The organism is Brachybacterium sp. SW0106-09, assembly GCF_001293905.1.
Taxonomy (GTDB): Bacteria; Actinomycetota; Actinomycetes; order Actinomycetales; family Dermabacteraceae; genus Brachybacterium; species Brachybacterium conglomeratum.
In genome coordinates this window covers 55,102-72,285 of record NZ_BCAK01000020.1, presented here as the reverse complement: position 1 = coordinate 72,285, position 17,184 = coordinate 55,102, and the positions used below count along the sequence as shown (strand labels likewise).

13 protein-coding genes are annotated in these 17,184 nt (G+C 71.5%); 8 read left to right on the top strand and 5 right to left on the bottom strand.

The window, feature by feature from the left end; genetic code table 11:
- Window positions 1-227: 227 nt before the first annotated feature.
- From Y09_RS10255 to Y09_RS10225, 7 genes are all read left to right on the top strand, one after another.
- The gene (locus tag Y09_RS10255) at window positions 228-914 is read left to right on the top strand and encodes a hypothetical protein (protein WP_148639611.1); all 687 of its coding nucleotides are present in this window, start codon (window positions 228-230) and stop codon (window positions 912-914) included.
- On the top strand, window positions 911-1,417 hold the full coding sequence (locus Y09_RS10250; RefSeq protein ID WP_053917620.1) for an OCRE domain-containing protein: 507 nt from the start codon (window positions 911-913) through the stop codon (window positions 1,415-1,417). The genes Y09_RS10255 and Y09_RS10250 overlap by 4 nt, the downstream gene beginning before the upstream one ends.
- A complete protein-coding gene (locus Y09_RS10245; protein ID WP_053917619.1) occupies window positions 1,417-2,724 on the top strand; it encodes an EsaB/YukD family protein in 1,308 nt (435 codons plus the stop codon). Before Y09_RS10250 ends, Y09_RS10245 begins: the two co-directional genes overlap by 1 nt.
- Window positions 2,721-3,467, top strand: coding sequence for a hypothetical protein (locus Y09_RS10240; protein WP_053917618.1), 747 nt, complete (start codon window positions 2,721-2,723; stop codon window positions 3,465-3,467). Before Y09_RS10245 ends, Y09_RS10240 begins: the two co-directional genes overlap by 4 nt.
- The gene (eccCa, locus tag Y09_RS10235; protein ID WP_053917617.1) at window positions 3,464-7,399 is read left to right on the top strand and encodes a type VII secretion protein EccCa; all 3,936 of its coding nucleotides are present in this window, start codon (window positions 3,464-3,466) and stop codon (window positions 7,397-7,399) included. The genes Y09_RS10240 and eccCa overlap by 4 nt, the downstream gene beginning before the upstream one ends.
- On the top strand, window positions 7,399-8,022 hold the full coding sequence (locus Y09_RS10230; protein WP_148639610.1) for a hypothetical protein: 624 nt from the start codon (window positions 7,399-7,401) through the stop codon (window positions 8,020-8,022). Before eccCa ends, Y09_RS10230 begins: the two co-directional genes overlap by 1 nt.
- Window positions 8,023-8,126: 104 nt before the next feature.
- Window positions 8,127-8,375 (top strand): hypothetical protein, encoded by a 249-nt coding sequence (locus tag Y09_RS10225; RefSeq protein WP_053917615.1) that lies wholly within the window; start codon window positions 8,127-8,129, stop codon window positions 8,373-8,375.
- A gap of 6 nt (window positions 8,376-8,381) precedes the next feature.
- Here the strand turns inward: Y09_RS10225 and Y09_RS10220 are convergent, their stop codons facing one another.
- Together Y09_RS10220 and Y09_RS10215 are read right to left on the bottom strand one after the other, a co-directional pair.
- Window positions 8,382-9,281, bottom strand: a complete 900-nt coding sequence (locus Y09_RS10220; RefSeq protein ID WP_053917614.1) for a hypothetical protein — start codon at window positions 9,279-9,281, stop codon at window positions 8,382-8,384.
- On the bottom strand, window positions 9,278-9,829 hold the full coding sequence (locus Y09_RS10215) for a hypothetical protein (protein WP_053917613.1): 552 nt from the start codon (window positions 9,827-9,829) through the stop codon (window positions 9,278-9,280). Before Y09_RS10215 ends, Y09_RS10220 begins: the two co-directional genes overlap by 4 nt.
- Window positions 9,830-9,994: 165 nt before the next feature.
- Here Y09_RS10215 and Y09_RS10210 point away from each other — a divergent pair, with 165 nt between their 5' ends.
- The gene (locus Y09_RS10210; RefSeq protein ID WP_053917612.1) at window positions 9,995-12,214 is read left to right on the top strand and encodes a RecQ family ATP-dependent DNA helicase; all 2,220 of its coding nucleotides are present in this window, start codon (window positions 9,995-9,997) and stop codon (window positions 12,212-12,214) included.
- A gap of 33 nt (window positions 12,215-12,247) precedes the next feature.
- Here Y09_RS10210 and Y09_RS10205 read toward each other — a convergent pair whose 3' ends face one another.
- Genes Y09_RS10205 through mnmA form a run of 3 tightly spaced genes read right to left on the bottom strand, consistent with a single transcriptional unit; the run spans window position 12,248 to window position 17,106 of the window.
- Window positions 12,248-14,818: an NAD-dependent DNA ligase LigA gene (locus Y09_RS10205; protein ID WP_082358753.1), complete on the bottom strand. Its 2,571-nt coding sequence runs from the start codon at window positions 14,816-14,818 to the stop codon at window positions 12,248-12,250.
- A gap of 51 nt (window positions 14,819-14,869) precedes the next feature.
- Window positions 14,870-15,994, bottom strand: coding sequence for a hypothetical protein (locus Y09_RS10200; RefSeq protein WP_053917610.1), 1,125 nt, complete (start codon window positions 15,992-15,994; stop codon window positions 14,870-14,872).
- Complete coding sequence (gene mnmA / locus Y09_RS10195) at window positions 15,991-17,106, bottom strand: tRNA 2-thiouridine(34) synthase MnmA (protein ID WP_053917609.1); 1,116 nt, start codon at window positions 17,104-17,106, stop codon at window positions 15,991-15,993. The genes Y09_RS10200 and mnmA overlap by 4 nt, the downstream gene beginning before the upstream one ends.
- Window positions 17,107-17,184: the final 78 nt, after the last annotated feature.

Here is a 17,184-nt window from a genome sequence, read left to right as displayed (position 1 = left end):
CTACCCCAAGACGACGTGCACTGAGCTGTGAACGGGGACACCCTCGCACGCCCTGGGCCGACGTTGCAACCGCTCGGTCACTTATGGATAGGCTCGCGCCCGGGGTCGATGACCGAAGAACAGCATCCGGGGGGCTGAGGGCGATGACGGGGAGTGACGCGCGCCGACACGGCGCGGTTCCGTCCACACCGGAGACGGCGCAGACGGGTCGCCTCGTCGGGGCCTCTGTGATCGACCTCGCACTGCTCATCGCCGGAGCCGCCGCAGCCGGCGCGACGGCGCACGGCGTCCAGTTCACTCCGGTGTGGATCGCAGCAACTGTGCTTCTCGCCGTCGTCCTCGGGCTACTCGTGTGGTTCGCCCTGCATCGCCGCTTCGGCGCTGGCTTCGGAGCTCTCGTGCTCCGTCTGCGCACCGTCGATTCCGCCACCGGCATGCCGACTGCGCCCCACCTGCGGTCATCGCGAACGTTCGATCTGACCGTCGGAAGCGACCCGCTTCGCATCGCGCTGTCGAAGGATCCGTTGCCCTCGGACGCCTCTGACGTCCTGTCCTCGTCGACTCCTGCGTATCTGACGATCGAGCTGGACGACGGTCGGCGCTACTCGGTGCGCCGGGAGGCGGTGATCGGGCACCGGCCCGAGGTCCAGACCCATGCCGAAGGAGCGACCGAGATCGCCCTGACTGATTTCAGCCGCACCGTCGACCGGGTCCACGCGGCTGTGCGCCTCGTTCCCGGAGGTATCCGCATCGATGCCCTGACGGACCGTGGAGCGACCGCGATCGAGATCGCCGGGCTCCGAAGTGACGTGCCCCCAGGGACGTCGACGATCGCCCCGAACGCCGTGGACCTTGTCCTCGGAGAACGACGGCTGCACCTGGCGAGACGAGATGCGATGGCGAGGACCTCATGACCGATCCCGATCGGCTCCTCATCGAGTCCACGAGGACTCACCGGGAACGGCTTCTCGCCGCGATGGTCCACGGGCCGCTGACGGCACGTCGCAAGGTCACGACCAACGCCGGCCGATTCACCGGTTCGCTCGTGCTCGCCGCTGTCCTCGGGCTGGGGACCGTGGGTGCGGGCTTCGTCGTGGGCTACCTCGACCGCCAGGAGAACGAGAAGGCCGTGACCGCATTCCAGGAAGCCCTGGCCTCGAACCCGCTCGAGCCCCGGGACGGTCTGGTCGAGGACGAGAGCACCGGACTGCTCTACGACGAGGAGCGAGATGTCCATCTGGACCCGGCCACGGGCTTCGAGGTCGATCCCGAGACGATGCTGGCGACCGACCCGCAGGGACGACTCGTCGACACCCGCACCCGCTGGTACTTCGACCCCGAGACGGGGTACTACACCGACCCCGCCACCGGGGTGACCGTGGATCCTGACACGCTCACGGTCGTCGAGGAGAAATAGTGCAGTACACGAGATTGACCTTCTTCGGCTCCCGGCGCACCGCCGACATCGTCCTGCCCGACGACGAGCCGGTCGGCGCGCTCCTCCCGGAAGTGCTCGACCTCCTGGACGAACCACCGGGGACAGGAAGCGCGCCCACGCTCGTGACCACCCTCGGACGAAGGATCAATGCCGATCAGTCCCTGCGGGAACAGCAGGTCGCACAGGGAGCGATGATCCGGGTCGTCGAGGTCGACGATGCGCCGCAGTCCCCCGAGGTCGCTGACGTCACCGACACCGTCGCGCGCCTGCGAGGGACCCGGAAGGACATCTGGGGGCCTACCGCCACGTCGGTCGCGTCCTCCGTCGTCGCCGGTATCGGCGCCTTCTACGCCGTCACGACAGGGATGGATGCCGCTTCTTCGTCTGCGACCCCGGCTCTGCTCGTCGTCGGAGTCGCCGTCGTCCTCGCGGTGATCGCGGCGCGTCGTGAGGCGGAGCGCGTCGCCGTCGTCCTCGCGTCGCTGGCCGGCGGCGCGGGGCTCGCTGCTTCCCTGGCCCTCACCGGGTCGGCAGAGTCGCATCTCCGCTTCGCCGCGGCCACGGGAATACTGTGGTCGATCGTGGCGGCTGTCCCTGGTTGGGGTTCGCGTCGAGGCTCCGCGCTCGCCGGAGGTCTCCTCGGTCTCGCCAACTCGGGAGCGATCGTGCTCCTTCACGTCCTCACCCCCGATGGTGATCCCATCGTCATCAGCACGGTGATCACCGTCGTCGACATAGCGCTCCTCGGCCTGCTGCCCGGAATCGCTGCCGCGGCCAGCGGCCTCACGCGTTTCGACGACCTCGTGATCGCAGGTACTCCTGCCGTCCGGTCCGAGCTCGAGACCGTGGTCGAGGACAGCTTCGCGGCCCTGACGTGGAGCATCGCCGCGGTGCTTCCGCCCCTCGGACTCGCTGCCGCCTTCCTGCTGACCGGTGAGGGGTTCTGGGGTCCGATCCTCGGTGGCATCGCTTTCCTGATCTCGGTGCTGAGGTCGCGGCTGTTCCCCTTGATCGTGCAGAAGTCGCTCGTCGTGATCATGGTGCTGCTGGGCGTGGGGAGCTGGCTCGTGACCACCGCTGAGATCGATGATCCGATCAGGGCGGTCATCGCTGCAGGCATCGCGGTGCTCGCCGTGCTCGCCACGGTGGTCCGCCCGGCAGCGGTCGTCAGGGCGCGTGCCAGGCGGTGGCTCTCGATGCTCGAGCTCATCGCTGTGCTGGCGGTCATCCCGAGCGCCCTCGGTGTCCTGGGCATCTTCGACGACCTGTTCGCGGTGTTCCGATGAGAGCGCGCCACCTCGGCAAGCTCCGGACGCTTCTTCGCGCGAGCACGGAGAGCGGGCTTTCCGCTCTGATCGCCCAGGAGAGCTCGCTCGGCGTGCCGCTCCCCCTCAGCAGGCACATCGCTGTGCTGTCAGCATCGGGCGGCGTGGGATGTTCGACGCTCGCTGCCGACGTCGCCGGCATGCTCGCCAGGCTGCGCGGCGAGAGGGTGCGCCTTATCGACGCTCAAGGTGCGAGTCCGGTTCCCGCGCTGCCGAAGGAGAGCTCAGCGGAACGGGTCTCCCTGCCCTCCGAGGCATGGCCCGGTGCGCTCGAGGCATGGCGTGAGCTCATCTCTGCGCAGCCGTCGCGTGCGGAGCTGAGCGTGACCGACTGGGGCCAGGTGCCTCTCCCCTCCTTCCAAGCGATCGCCGACGCCTCCCATGCGGTCTGCCTCGTCGTCTCGGCATCGCGTCGTGGCATGGACGACGCCGCACGGGTCGTGGCTCCGCTGACCGAGCTCGTGCCGACGGCGGTGTGCTTCGTCGACGCTCACGGCACCGCCACGCCGGCGACCCGGAGACTCGTCGAGCAGTTCCCCGTCCCAGCGGTCGTGATCCCGTATGACCGGCGACGCAGCTTCTCGACGGAGGAGACTCTGCCGCCCGACAGCCGTGCGGCCCATGAGCTCCATCGACTGTGCGGGGACCTGGTGAGCATGGTGGTCACGCCGCCGGCCCCTGCAGCGACCGGAGGTCATGCATGAGCGCCCCTGCGGGCACGACCCGCCCTACCCGCACCGTCCACCCGCACTCCCGCCCGGACACGCGGGAGCTGGCACCGCCCCCTGTCCAGCCCGATGACTCCGGAGGCGCCCCGCTCCAGATGCTCCTGCCGGTCGTCGGTGCCCTGACCTCGGTGACGATGATGGTCGTGCTCCGCAATGGCCAGCCGCTGTTCATGCTCGTCGCTGCGATCGTCTTCCTCGTCGCGATCGCCGGCGGGATCATCTTCGCCGTCTCGAGTCGAGGTCGCGGCATCCGTCAGATGCGCAGACAGCGCGAGCTGTACCTCGACTATCTCGAGCGCGTTCGCGGAGAGCTGCGTTCCGAGTCCGACGAGGCGCTGCTGCACGCCCGTCTGCTCCATCCGGCCCCCTCTGGTCTCCTCGATCACACCCGTGATCCTGCTCGACGGTGGGAGCGGCGTCGCGAGGATTCCGATCATCTCTCCGCCCGGATCGGCACCGCGGACCTTCCCTGGTTCACGCTGCATGTCCCCTCCGCGGAGTCCCCGATCGAGCCGCAGGACCCGGTCCTCCTGGAGGAGGCCGGCCTGCTCCGTTCGACCATGACGTCGATCCCGGGCACGCCCGCCGTGGCCGAGCTCCACGAGGCCTCAGTCGTCGCAGTCATCGGCGACCGCTCGAGGACGGTCCCGCTGGTGCGCTCCCTCCTCGCCCAGCTCGCGTCCCATCAGCTGCCCGAGGACCTGCGCATCGCCGCCGCGTTCGGACGCGACAGAGCGCTCGACTGGCAGGGGATCGATCTCCTTCCCCACGTCCAGTCCTCCTCGCTCTTCGACGGTCCTGTCCCGGCTCGCAGGATCGCTCCCGACGTCTCCGCGCTCTCGCAGGTCCTCGGGCCGGAGCTGGTGGACAGGGTCCACTCCGCCGCAATCGCCCGCCGGGGAGGGGCGCACGGCACGGCCGGGAGCGTCTCGAGCCTTCTCGTGGTGGCGGACCAGCACGGCGGGCCGGCGGAGAGCATTCGACTCCCGGAGTCGAGCCTCACGCCCGGTCAGCTCGGAATCGTGCACGTGCACCTCCTCGACGACCGGTTGGACGAACCCGATGACGTCGACATCCGCATCGATCTGCGCGATGAGCCGACGCTCACCCACGAGGCGCGCAGCGGAACCGCACGGACCGTCACCTTCGAGCCCGATGAGACGCCTGTCTGGCAGTTCACCGCGATCGCCCGTGATCTCGCGGCTCACCGCACGCTCGGTGCGGCGATGGCCACGGACGTCGAGAGCGCGACAGAGATCACCGAACTCCTCGGGATCGACCCGTCCCTTCCGGCGCCGCTCGAGTCCCTGTGGAAGCCGCGGATCCCCTCGGAGTTCCTCCGCGTCCCCTTCGCGGTCGATGATCATGGATCCCCGATGCATCTGGATCTCAAGGAAGCCGCACAGCAAGGCATGGGTCCTCACGGCATCTGCATCGGCGCGACCGGATCCGGCAAGTCGGAGCTGCTGCGGACCCTCGTGCTGTCGCTCGCGCTCGGCCACTCCCCCGAAGACCTCTCCATGATCCTGGTGGACTACAAGGGCGGTGCGGCCTTCGCCCCGTTCTCCGGACTCCCCCACATCGCCGGGCTCATCGACAACCTCGCCGACGACCCCCAGCTGACCGTCCGGGCCCGCTCCTCGCTCCAGGGCGAGGTGGTCCGACGCCAGCAGCTGCTCAAGGATGCTGATTCCTCGCCGTCGATCACCCACTATCGCGAACTGCGTCGCACCAATCCCGACCTCCCACCGATGCCGCATCTCCTCGTCGTCATCGACGAGTTCGGCGAGCTGCTCACCGCCGAGCGCGAGTTCATCGACCTCTTCCTGCAGATCGGTCGTATCGGCCGATCCATCGGCGTCCACCTGCTCCTGTCCAGCCAGCGCATCGAGGGCGGGCAGCTTCGCGGCCTGGACACCTATCTCTCCTACCGACTGGGGCTGCGCACCTTCAGCGAAGCGGAATCGCAGATCGTGCTCGATACGGCGGACGCGTTCAGCCTCCCCTCCCTGCCCGGCTACGGATATCTCAAGGTCGACACGAGCATCTATCAGAGATTCCGTGCAGGCTACGTCTCCGGGCCGATGCCCACCGCGGTCCAGCGCACCCCGGTTGAGGACGAGCGCCGTGTCTTCCTCCTTCCCACATACAACGGCATCGCGACCGGTGAGGATGCGCCGGAAGCTCCGGTCCTCCACCGGCCTGATGTGGGCCGTAGCCTCGTCGACGAGATGGTCGACCACCTGAGATCCGGTCCCGGAGGCCTGCCACCGGTATGGCTTCCCCCGCTGGAGAGCCGGCTCGCGCTGGGCCACGTCCTCGAAGGAGCGGACTCCGGCGCATCCGGCCTGAGCGTGACCATCGGACTCCAGGACGATCCGATGCGCCAATCCCAGGCTCCATGGGTCGTGGACCTGACACGTGCAGGCGGTCATCTGATCATCACCGGTGCGCCGCAGACCGGGCGCAGCACGCTGCTGAGGACCATCGGCGCATCGCTCGCTCTCACCTGCACACCACAGCAGGTCGCGATCTACGGCATGGACCTCACCGGGTCCGGCCTGCGCAGGCTCGAGCAGTTCCCGCACGTCGGAGGCGTCGCCACGCGCGGCGACGAGACTCGGATCACTCGGCTGGTCGAGGAGCTGGCAGGGATGATCGCCCAGCGCGAAAGGCTCTTCAAGGAGCATCGGATCGAGTCGGTCGCACACCTCCGCCAGCTCCATTCCTCGGGCAGACTCCCGCAGCTCCAGAGCGCCGACGTGGTCGTGCTGCTGGACGGCTACGGGGCGCTGCGGACCGATCTCGAGTCCCTCGAGCCCGCCTTCCTGGACCTGATGGGCCGTGCATCGAGCTTCGGGATCCACCTCGTCGTCACACTGAGTCGATGGGGCGAGATGCGCATGGCGCACCAGTCGCTGTTCGGCACTCGGATCGAGCTCCGGCTGAACGACCCCACGGAGTCCGTGATCGACCGCAAGCTCGCCGAGACCATCCCGGACGATGTGCCGGGGCGCGCGCTCTCCGATGCAGGCCTCCTCGGCCAGATCGCACAGCCGACGCTCGAGATCGTCGAGCACAGCGAAGTCGGAGACGCCCTGGAGGAGCTCGCGCGCACCTCGGCGCAATCGTGGGGCGGGCCGTCCGCCGCCCCCATCCGCCTCCTGCCGCCCGTCCTGGCCAGCTCGGAGATGCCCGATGTGGTGGACGAGCCCCGGGCTGTCCCCCTCGGTCTCCGTCAGGACACCATGGACCCGGCCTTCTGGGACTTCACGGACGGGGACCAGCACCTTCTCGTGCTCGGGGACGCGAAGTGCGGCAAGACCAGTGCCCTCCGCACCATCGCCGAGGCCCTCATCGCGAGGTACACCCCCGAGGAGCTCGCCATCGCGGTGATCGACCCTCGCGGCCAGGTGCCCGAGGTGATCCCGGAGGAGTACCTCGCAGCTCACGCGACCTCATCGAGGCAGGCTTCCGGTCTCGCCTCGTCCATCGCCGTGGAGATGGAGAGGAGGCCCACCAGGACAGCGGAGGAGAACAAGAAGGCCCCCATGGTGGTGCTGCTCGTCGACGACCACGACATCGTCTCAGCCGGTGGGGAGGAACCGTTGGCCCCGCTGATGCCTCACCTGCCCTCGGCGAGAGATCTGGGCCTGCACATCGTTCTGACACGTCCGGTCTCCGGAGCGAGCAGAGCCATGTACTACCCCGTCGTCCTGGCGCTGCGCGAGACCGGCGGGGCGACGCTCCTCATGTCCGGTGACCGCGCAGAGGGCCCGGTCCTCCCTCGGATCTATCCCGAGCGCATGCCTCCCGGGCGTGGCCGCTACGTGCGCCGTGGCGAGCGGCCGTACGTCATGCAGGTAGCGCTCACCGCCGCCGACCTGGCGAAGCGCGAACGGAGCTGATGATGACGACGCTGACATTCCTCGGGCTCACCGGCGGAGCCGGTACGACGACGCTCGTCGCTCTCTCCCTCCTCGGGCACTCCGGGGGCGCCGAAGATCTCCCGGAGATCGCCAGCCACGATCCCGAGGTGCTCGAGCGTCGCGTCGGAGCGCCCTTCCCCACGGTGATCGGGGAGCGACGTATCCGCGAAGGTGGACGATTCTCCCTTGGGAAGGTGATGGCGGCACTGGCCACGGGACACGTCGTCCTGGTGGCCCCGCTCGGGTCGAAAGGCGATGCCGTCGTCGACCGCACGGTCGAGGAGCTGGCTGCTCCAGGCCCGCGTCTCATCGGTCCGCACGTGACGATCGCCCGCAGCGCGGTCCATGGCCCCGCTCGCAGAGGATCAGGTCACGGCCAAGACCATTTCACGATGCCGTACGATCCCGTGCTCGCCCATGGCATGCCGATCTCAGGAGCCTGGAACCGCTTCTCGCGACCGACGCATAAAGCGATCGAGAGATGGGTGCAGATGCTTGAGGACCATCAGTGGCGGTCCCGACCCACGACCGTCTCCCCTGCGGCGGGGCTCGCACGGCATGCACCGCCGAACCCGTGGACTCAATCAGTCGAGGAATCGTGATCGCGAAGCGGTCTCCGCAGCGGGGACAGGACGGGTGACGGTCCGCAGCACCACACGGAGGGTTAGACTTCCGTCTCCGCCGCATCGCACCGAAGGGACCCGCCATGTCCGTCGATCCGAACATCGATTACACCTCGCACGATCCTGAGGACGGCGAGCAGGCCTCCGAGGATCCGAGGATCCGTGAGGCGCAGGAGCTCGAAGAGCGGATGCGTCGGGCGCTGGCCACGAAGGAGGACCCGCTGAGCGACTCCGAGTCCACCTCGGAGCGTCTGCGTCGGCTGGAGCGCGAGGGCGCGCCGTCGGCCGAGTCCTCGGAGTCCGCCGGGGACCCCGAGAACTCCGAGTCCTGAGCTCGCTCAGCGCCGCTCCGGCGGCGGCATGAGCAGCAGCGGCAGGTAGAGCACGCCCGAGAGGTTGTACGGGAAGGTGATCCGCATGATCACCTTGATCCCCCAGTGCATCGAGAAGGCGCCGCCGGCGAACAGCCAGCCGAGACGGCGGTCCGCGAGGGCCAGCGGCGCGCCGAGCTCGAGCACGAGCGATCCCGCCGCCATCACCGCGAACAGCCCGGTGTGCGGGCCGAGGACGCGCAGCAGCGGGTTCGACCCCTCGCCGAGCATCTCCTTGCGCAGCGAGTCCACCGCGACCTGGCTGCGCATCGACGCGCCGCTCGCCCAGCGCATCCCGTCGGGGCCGGTGAGCTTCGCGAGACCTGCCAACAGGTAGGTCAGGGTGACGGCGCCGTTCATCACGGCGGGCGTCGCGCCGTACATCCACGAGCGCCGCTCGGGCAGCAGCGTCCCGTCGCGCAGCACCGCATCCACGCTGAGTGCATCGGCCGCGGGTGCGGCGCCGAGCACCATCGTGTGCAGCACCAGGTTGTTCTCGTGGTGGAAGACCATCGACCACGAGTTGCGGTAGCTGAAGTTCCAGGTCTGCAGCGCCGAGTGCACCGGGCCGGTGACCCGGTGCCCGATCCCGGCGGTGAACAGCGCCCCCGTGACCAGGGAGGCATCCAGCAGCGCGTCCGCGACCCGGGGCGGGAGCGGCTTCTTCAGCACCCGCGCCACGCCCACGGGGTCGAAGCTCTCCGAGGCGGTGCGGTGCACGCCTCGATACAGCGAGCGTCGGCGGCCGAGGTGCCACAGGTGGTAGCCGCCGACGGCGAGGCGCAGCAGGGCGGGGGCGGTCGGGGGCGCGGCGGGGGCGAGGTGCCGTCGGGCGGTGTCCGCGAGACGGCGGAGCAGGGGGCTCATCGTCCGGCCTCCACCACAGCGGCGGGGCGACGGCCCGGGACGGGCGCCGCGCCGACCAGCTCGATCGAGCGGGTGAAGTCCTCGCGGTCGCTGCCGCGCAGGTAGGAATCGAGGTGGTAGCGGCCGCGGACCATGCGGACCTCGAGGATCCCGCGGTCCTCGGCGCGGTCGCGAGCGGCGACCAGCGCGGCGGCGTGCTCGGCGAGGTGCTGCCCGTCACCGCCCCGCACCCGCCTGCGGACCTGGCGGCGCACGGCGTTCAGCCCGCCGGTGCCGAGATAGCTGTAGTGCAGGGGCCGGGAGGTGCCGTCGGCGTCGATGCCGAGCAGGTGCGCGACCCGGTAGTGAGCCGAGCGCCAGGCGGAGAACATCGGGTAGTGCGAGAAGGGGAAGGAGTCCCGCACCTCACCCTCCGCGGCGTAGCGGCGGGCGGGCAGGGCCACGGCGGTGAGCAGGGCTCCCGCGAGGAAGCCGGCGAGGAGGCGGGTGGCAGGGGTGTCGGGGACGGAGGCTCCGGCGGAGCGACGGTGCAGCGCTGAGGAGGTCATGGCCGGAACACTAGAGGCGCCGGATGAGACGGGAAGCGCAGGGGATGAGAGGTGCATGAGAGCTGTCTCAGACACCCGCCCAGGACCGTTCCTCCCCAGCGTGCGGGTGTCCACGACGGCGTCGCTGGGTCGTCGGGCGTCGGTCCGGCTTGCCACACTGGGGCCATGAGCACGACGCCGCACTCCCCCGCCGCCCCGACCGACAGCGCCGCGCTGCACGAGGAGGCCCTCGAGTCGCTGCGCACCCTGACCGGGCGAGAGGACGCCCGCTTCCACCCCGGCCAGTTCGAGGCGATCCAGGCGCTGGTCGCCGAGCGGCGCCGCGTGCTGGTCGTCCAGCGCACCGGCTGGGGGAAGTCCGCGGTGTACTTCCTCTCCGCGCTGCTGCAGCGGCGGCGCGGCGCCGGGCCGGCGCTGATCATCTCCCCGCTGATCGCGCTGATGCGCGACCAGGTCGCCGCCGCGAGACGGGCCGGGGTGCGGGCCGAGGCGATCAGCTCCGCGAACCCCACCGAGTGGCGCGACATCGAGGAGGGCCTCGCGGCCGACGAGATCGACGTGCTGCTGGTCTCCCCCGAGCGCCTGGTGAACCCCCGCTTCCGCGAGGAGCAGCTGCCGCGCCTGGTGGACCGCTGCGGGCTGCTGGTGATCGACGAGGCCCACTGCATCTCCGACTGGGGCCACGACTTCCGGCCCGACTACCGCCGGCTGCGGGACCTCGTGGCCGAGCTCGGCTCCGAGGTACCCGTCCTCGCGACCACCGCGACCGCGAACTCGCGCGTGGTCGCCGACGTCGCCGAGCAGCTCGGCACCGGCGGGACCGACGGGGAGGTGCTGACTCTGCGCGGTTCGCTCACCAGGGAGTCGCTGCGGCTGGGCTCGATGAGCCTCGCCGATGACCGGCAGCGCCTGGACTACCTGGTGCGGCACCTGGACTCCTTCGAGGGCTCGGGGATCATCTATGCCCTGACCGTCTCCGCTGCGGAGGACCTCGCCTCCCTGCTGGACCGTCCCGGGCGGCGGGTGCGCGCCTATACGGGCCGCACCGATCCGGAGGAGCGAGCAGAGCTCGAGCAGGCGCTGAAGGACAACAAGGTCAAGGCCCTCGCCGCGACCAGCGCGCTGGGGATGGGCTTCGACAAGCCGGACCTCGGCTTCGTGATCCACCTCGGGGCGCCCTCCTCCCCCGTCGCCTACTACCAGCAGGTGGGCCGTGCGGGACGTGCGACCGACCGCGCGGACGTGCTGCTGCTGCCCGGGAAGGAGGACCGGGCGATCTGGGAGTACTTCGCGACTGCGTCGATGCCCACCCAGGAGTCCGCCTCGCAGGTCCTCGCCGCGCTCGCGGAATCCTCCGCGCCGCTGTCCACCCCGGCGCTCGAGGCGCGGGTGGACGTGCGCCGCAGCGCCCTCGAGCTACTGCTGAAGGTGCTCGCCGTGGACGGCGCGGTCCAGAACGTCAAGGGCGGCTGGGTCCCCACCGGCGCGCCCTGGCACTACGACGCCGAGCGCTACGAGACCGTCGCCCGCGCGCGCCGCGAGGAGCAGCAGGCGATGCTGGAGTACGAGGCGCTCTCGGGCGGGCCCGAGCAGTGCCGGATGGTGTTCCTCGCGCGTCAGCTCGACGATGAGACCGCCGTGCCCTGCGGGCGCTGCGACGTCTGCGCGGGGCCCTGGTACCCGGCGCAGGACGCGCCGGCGACCAGTGCGGGCGAGGGAGGCGCCGAGGACGGTGCGGATCAGCGCGTCGCGGCGCTGCTGGAGCGGGTCGGCGTGCCGGTCGAGCCGCGGGCGAGCTGGCCCTCGGGCCTGGACCGGCTGCTCGGCGCGGGCGCGCCGAAGGGCCGGATCCCCGAGGGCGAGCGCGCCGCGGAGGGCCGGGTCATCGCGCGCATGTCGGACCTCGGCTGGGCGGTGCCGCTGCGGGAGCTGCTGCGCACCGACGAGGACGGCCGGCCCGTCGACGCGGTCGTCCCCGAGCGGATCGGTGGACGGATCGTCGAGGTGCTGAAGGACTGGGACTGGTCGCAGCGACCCGCCGCCGTGGTCGCCGTCCCCTCGACCACGCGCCCGCAGCTGGTGGGCTCCCTCGCCGCAGGCATCGCCTCGATCGGACGGCTCGAGGACCTCGGCGCCCTCGACCTCTCCCCCGACGCCGCACCGCTGCGCGGCGGCGGGAACAGCGCCTTCCGCGTCGCCGACCTCTGGGAGCGCTTCGCGGTGGGCGCCGAGCTGCAGGCGCGGCTCGACGCTCTTGATGGCGCGCCGATCCTGCTGGTCGACGACGTGATCGACACGCGCTGGACGATGGCCGTCGCCGCCCGGCTGCTGCGCCGCGCGGGCTCCGGTCCGGTGCTGCCGCTGGCGCTCGCGCAGCAGGCCTGAGGGAGGGCAGGGCTCCCCCCACTGCTGAGAGGATCAGCCCTCGGCGGGCCCGTCCTCGGCGGGCCCGTCCTCGGCGGGCCCGTCCTCGGCCTCCTCCGGCAGGGCGACCGCGTCCGGACCGCCTTCGAGCAGAGCCACGAACCCGGCCTCGTCGAGGATGCGCAGGCCCAGGTCGCGGGCCTTGGTCTCCTTCGAGCCGGCGTTCTCGCCGACGACCACGAAGTCGGTCTTCTTCGAGACGGAGCCGGAGGCCTTCCCGCCGCGGGTGATGATCGCCTCCTTCGCGCCGTCGCGGGTGAAGCCGTCGAGCCCTCCGGTGACCACCACGGTGAGGCCCTCGAGGGTCTTCACGAAGCCCTCCTCGACCTCGTCGGCCATCCGCACGCCGGAGGCGGCCCAGCCGTCGACGATCTCGCGGTGCCAGTCGGTCTCGAACCACTCCACCACGGCCTCGGCGATGATCTGACCGACCCCGTCGGTCTCGGCGAGCTGCTCGACGCTCGCCTCGCGGATCGCGTCCATCGTGCCGTAGGCGGTGGCGAGCGAGCGCGCGGCGGCGGGGCCGACGTGCCGGATCGACAGCGCCACCAGCACTCGCCACAGCGGTTGGTCCTTCGCCTTCTCGAGCTCCGCGATCAGCTCCTCGGTGGTCTTCAGCGCCGTGGGCTCCTTGACCTGCTTCCAGGTGCTCTCGCGCTTGTAGTGGCGGAACTGGGGGCGGGTCCAGAAGGCGGGCTGGATGCGCCAGTCCCCCGTCGGCACGCCGTCACGCCGCTCCGGCTGCCACACGAACACGTCGGCGAGCGCGTCGGCGGTGAGGTCGAAGAGGTCCGCGCCGGTGTCGATCACGGGCTCCTGCACTCCGGGCAGCAGGGGGTCGTCCACCGAGGTGATGCGCAGCAGCGGCACCCCGTCGGTGCCCTGGACCACGTCGCCGTTCTTGACGACCGCGAAGGCGTCGAGCTCGGTGTCGGAGACGTCGCGGATCGGGAGGTAGACCGCGTGGCCCTCGGCAAGCGCCGCGAGCGCCTCGGGGCGGCGCTTGTCCGGGTCGGTCAGCGCGATCGCGCTCTCCTCGCCGAGGGACTCGATGTCGAAGGCGCCGCGGGAGGCGGCGTGCTCGACCCGGCCGGTGACCTGGGCGGGGCAGTTGCGGCGGTTCGGGCAGCGCCAGTCCTTGTCCCCCTCCTTCTCGGGTCGGATCTCGGTGCCGCAGGCGGGGCACTCCGTCGGCATGACGAAGGGGCGCTCGGTGCCGTCGCGCAGCGACTCGACCGGGCCGAGGATCTCGGGGATCACGTCCCCGGCCTTGCGCAGCACGATCGTGTCGCCGATCAGCACGCCCTTGCGCTCGACGTCGAACTGGTTGTGCAGAGTCGCCTTCTCGACGGTGGAGCCCGCGACCAGCACGGGCTCCATGATCCCGAAGGGGGTGACGCGGCCGGTGCGGCCCACCTGCACCTGGATGTCCAGCAGCTTGGTGGTGACCTCCTCGGGCGGGAACTTCACCGCGGTCGCCCAGCGCGGGGCGCGGGAGGTGGAGCCCAGCGCCCGCTGCTGGGCGAAGGAGTCCACCTTGACGACGATCCCGTCGATCTCGTGCTCGAGGTCGTGGCGGTGCTCCCCGTGGTGCTCGACGTAGGCGGCGACCTCGTCGACCGTGTCGGCGACGCCGAGGTGGGCGCTGGTGGGCAGGCCCCAGGACTTCAGCAGCTCGTACATCTCGGACTGGGAGTCGACCGGCGGGTCCGGCCAGGCGCCGAGGCCGTGGACGGTCAGGCGCAGCGAGCCCAGGCGCGCCTCCCCGGCCTCGCGCTCGAGGCCCTCCTTCTTCTCCAGCTGCTGGCGCAGGCCTCCCGCGGCGGTGTTGCGGGGGTTGGCGAAGGTGGGGAAGCGGCGTGTCGCGGCGAGCATCTCGCGGTCCTCGTCGAAGGCGCGGGTGCCGGTGGTGCTGCGCGCCTCCCAGCGGGTGCGGGACTCGGCCACGGCGCGCTCGCGCAGCTCGACCTGCAGGTCGTTCAGCGCCGCGAAGGCCTTGGTGGGCATGAACACCTCGCCCCGCACCTCCACCAGCGGCGGATGCCCCTCCCCCTCGAGCTTCTGCGGGATCCCCTCGATGCGCAGCGCGTTGGCGGTGACATCCTCGCCGGTGCGGCCGTCTCCGCGGGTCGCGGCCGTGACGAGCTCGCCGCCCTCGTAGCGGAGGTTGATCGCGAGCCCGTCGATCTTCAGCTCGTTCAGGAAGCGCACCGGGGCGCTGAGCTCCGCGGCGGCGTGCTCGCACCACTCGCGCAGCTCCTCGAGGGAGAAGACGTTGTCCAGCGACTGCATCCGCTCGGCGTGCACGATCGTGGGCAGGCCCCCGGCCGCTGCGCCGCCGACGGTGCGGGTGGGCGAGTCCTCGGAGGCCAGCTGCGGGTTCTCCTCCTCCAGCGCCCGCAGCTCCTTCTCCAGCGCGTCGTACTCCCCGTCGGCCATGGTCGGGGCGTCGTGCTCGTAGTAGTCCACCCGCGCCTGCTCGATGCGGGCGGTGAGCTCGGCGATGCGCTGCTGCGCATCGGCGGTCTCGTCGGCGGGGCGGGGGGCAGGCTCGTTCGTCGTCACCGGGCCATTGTCGCGCACAGGGCCGACGGGCCGCGCCCTCCCGGGCCGGGATCAGGCCGAGACGCGCTCCGCCCAGGTGGGCGCGATCCGCAGCATCGCCTCGAGCGCGGACTCGTCCAGCAGGGTCGAGCGCTCGGGCTGGGCGGAGGGATCCACCCGGCCGGAGTGCAGGCCGTGGGAGGCGCCGGTGTGCGCGATGACCGTGACGCCCGCGGCATCGGTCTCGGCATGCCCGAGGCGCCTCCAGGTCTCCAGCATCGTCTCGAGCTCGGGGGCGAGGATTCCACCGGGGCGGGGGTCGACCACGATCTCGAAGGCGCAGCCGTCGTCGGCGGCCTCGGCGATGCCCTCCCAGAGCGCGCGGCCCTCAGGGGTGGACAGCGACGGAAGGCGGCGCGGGGCGATCGCCATGCGCCGGGCGCCCGCCTCGCGCGCAGCCCGCAGCAGGGCGATGTCGGCGCCGACGCCGAGGGTCACGTCGCGGGCGTCCAGGCCGTAGTCCTCCAGCGCCACGTACAGCGAACGCCACAGCACCGCGATCTCGGGGGCGGGGATCGGGTCGTAGCGCCGGCGGCCCGAGGGCGTGGGGATGCGGCCCTGGTGGATCGCGGCGACCGCGTCCTCGCGCACCAGCACGTGCTGGTGGCCGCCGGGCACGCGCTCGCGCAGCTCGGTGAGGTGGTCCACGAGCCCCTCGGCCAGCAGCATCGGCAGGTCCCGCACCGCGCCGGGATCGGCGAGGGTCCGCTCCCCGGACTGCAGGAAGGTGGCCCCGGCGAGGGTCGCGGGCCCGAGGGTCGTGGCCATGACCGTTCCCTCGTAGCCGAGCCAGGCGATCCGGGCCGCGTCCAGCACCCGGGCCCGCAGCTCGCGGGCGTGCTGCCAGGCCAGCCCCGTCCCGGCGCCGAGCCGCCAGCCGTAGCTGACCAGGTCGCCGGTGGTCTCGGCGAGCAGCGCGAGGGTCGCGGGCAGCAGGTGGTCGGTCTCGTCCAGGCCGAGCGCGGAGGGCAGGTAGAGCCGGGTCGCGATCTGCTCCTCGAGGTCGTCGCCCAGCAGGGCGCGCAGGCGCAGCAGCGCGGCGAGGTGCGGGTCGTCGGGCAGCTCGAGGCGCTGGGCCTCCTCCGCGGTCGGGGCGCGGAAGGTGCCGTCACCGGTGAGGGTGAGCAGGGGGCTCATGGGCGACGCTCCAGGGTGGCTGCGGCGAGCACGCGGTCGCCGTCGTAGAGGACGAGGGTCTGGCCGGGCGCGACGCCGCGCACCGGGGTGTCGAGGGCGACGCGCAGCAGGCCGTCGGCCGTGCCGCCGCTCGCGGGTGTCGTCGCCGCGGCGGGGACCTCGAGGATCCTTCCGGGCAGCGCCTCGCCGTGGGCGCGGATCTGCGCGGTGACGGTGCGGCCGGCCTCGAGCGGCTCGAAGGCGATCAGGTCGGTGGCGACCAGCTCGCGGCGGGAGAGCAGCTCGGCCGCGCCGATCACCACCTGTCGGGAGGCGGGGTCGATGTCGACCACGTAGCGGGGTGCGCCGTCGGCGGCGGGCTGCTGGATGCCCAGGCCCCGGCGCTGGCCGACGGTGAAGCCGTGGGTGCCGCGATGGGTGCCGAGCACCGTGCCGTCGGCGCCGACGACCTTCCCGGGCGCCTCGCCGAGGTGCCGCTCGAGGAAACCGCGGGTGTCGCCGTCGGCGACGAAGCAGATGTCATAGCTGTCGGGCTTGGTGGAGACGCCGAGCCCGCGCCTGCGCGCCTCGGCGCGGACGGCCTCCTTGGTCTCGTCCTCGCCGAGCGGGAAGAGGGAGCGTCGGGCCGCCTCCGGGCCCATCACGGCCAGGACGTAGGACTGGTCCTTGGCCTGGTTGCGGGAGCGGTGCAGGGAGGGGGCACCGCCGGGGCCGTCGGCGCGGATCGAGGCGTAGTGCCCGGTGCACACCGCGTCGAAGCCCAGCGCCGTGGCCCGCTCGAGGAGGGAGGCGAACTTGATCCGCTCGTTGCAGCGCACGCACGGGTTGGGGGTGCGGCCGGCCGCGTACTCGGTGAGGAAGTCCTCCACGACCAGGTCGTGGAAGTCGTCGGAGAGGTCCCAGACGTAGTAGGGGATGCCGATCCGCTCGGCGGCGACGCGCGCGTCGGAGGCGTCCTCGACGGTGCAGCAGCCGCGGGAGCCGGTGCGGGTCTGGTCGCGGCTCTTCGACAGCGCCATGTGCACGCCGACCACCTCATGGCCGGCCTCGGCGGCCCGTGCGGCCGCCACGGCGGAGTCCACGCCGCCGCTCATCGCCGCGAGCACCTTCATGGTGCGTCCTCCTCCGTGGTGCGTCCCTGCCCGCCCTGCGGGCGCATCCCCACGAGTCTACGGAGCCGGGGCCCCTCC

What these genes read in the sequence shown, in the direction of transcription:
- Y09_RS10250 (WP_053917620.1), top strand. Translation starts at nt 911, where the DNA reads ATGACCGATCCCGATCGGCTCCTCATCGAGTCCACGAGGACTCACCGG.
- Y09_RS10240 (WP_053917618.1), top strand. Translation starts at nt 2,721, where the DNA reads ATGAGAGCGCGCCACCTCGGCAAGCTCCGGACGCTTCTTCGCGCGAGC.
- eccCa (WP_053917617.1), top strand. Translation starts at nt 3,464, where the DNA reads ATGAGCGCCCCTGCGGGCACGACCCGCCCTACCCGCACCGTCCACCCG.
- Y09_RS10230 (WP_148639610.1), top strand. Translation starts at nt 7,399, where the DNA reads ATGATGACGACGCTGACATTCCTCGGGCTCACCGGCGGAGCCGGTACG.
- Y09_RS10225 (WP_053917615.1), top strand. Translation starts at nt 8,127, where the DNA reads ATGTCCGTCGATCCGAACATCGATTACACCTCGCACGATCCTGAGGAC.
- Y09_RS10220 (WP_053917614.1), bottom strand. Translation starts at nt 9,281, where the DNA reads ATGAGCCCCCTGCTCCGCCGTCTCGCGGACACCGCCCGACGGCACCTC.
- Y09_RS10215 (WP_053917613.1), bottom strand. Translation starts at nt 9,829, where the DNA reads ATGACCTCCTCAGCGCTGCACCGTCGCTCCGCCGGAGCCTCCGTCCCC.
- Y09_RS10210 (WP_053917612.1), top strand. Translation starts at nt 9,995, where the DNA reads ATGAGCACGACGCCGCACTCCCCCGCCGCCCCGACCGACAGCGCCGCG.
- Y09_RS10200 (WP_053917610.1), bottom strand. Translation starts at nt 15,994, where the DNA reads ATGAGCCCCCTGCTCACCCTCACCGGTGACGGCACCTTCCGCGCCCCG.
- mnmA (WP_053917609.1), bottom strand. Translation starts at nt 17,106, where the DNA reads ATGAAGGTGCTCGCGGCGATGAGCGGCGGCGTGGACTCCGCCGTGGCG.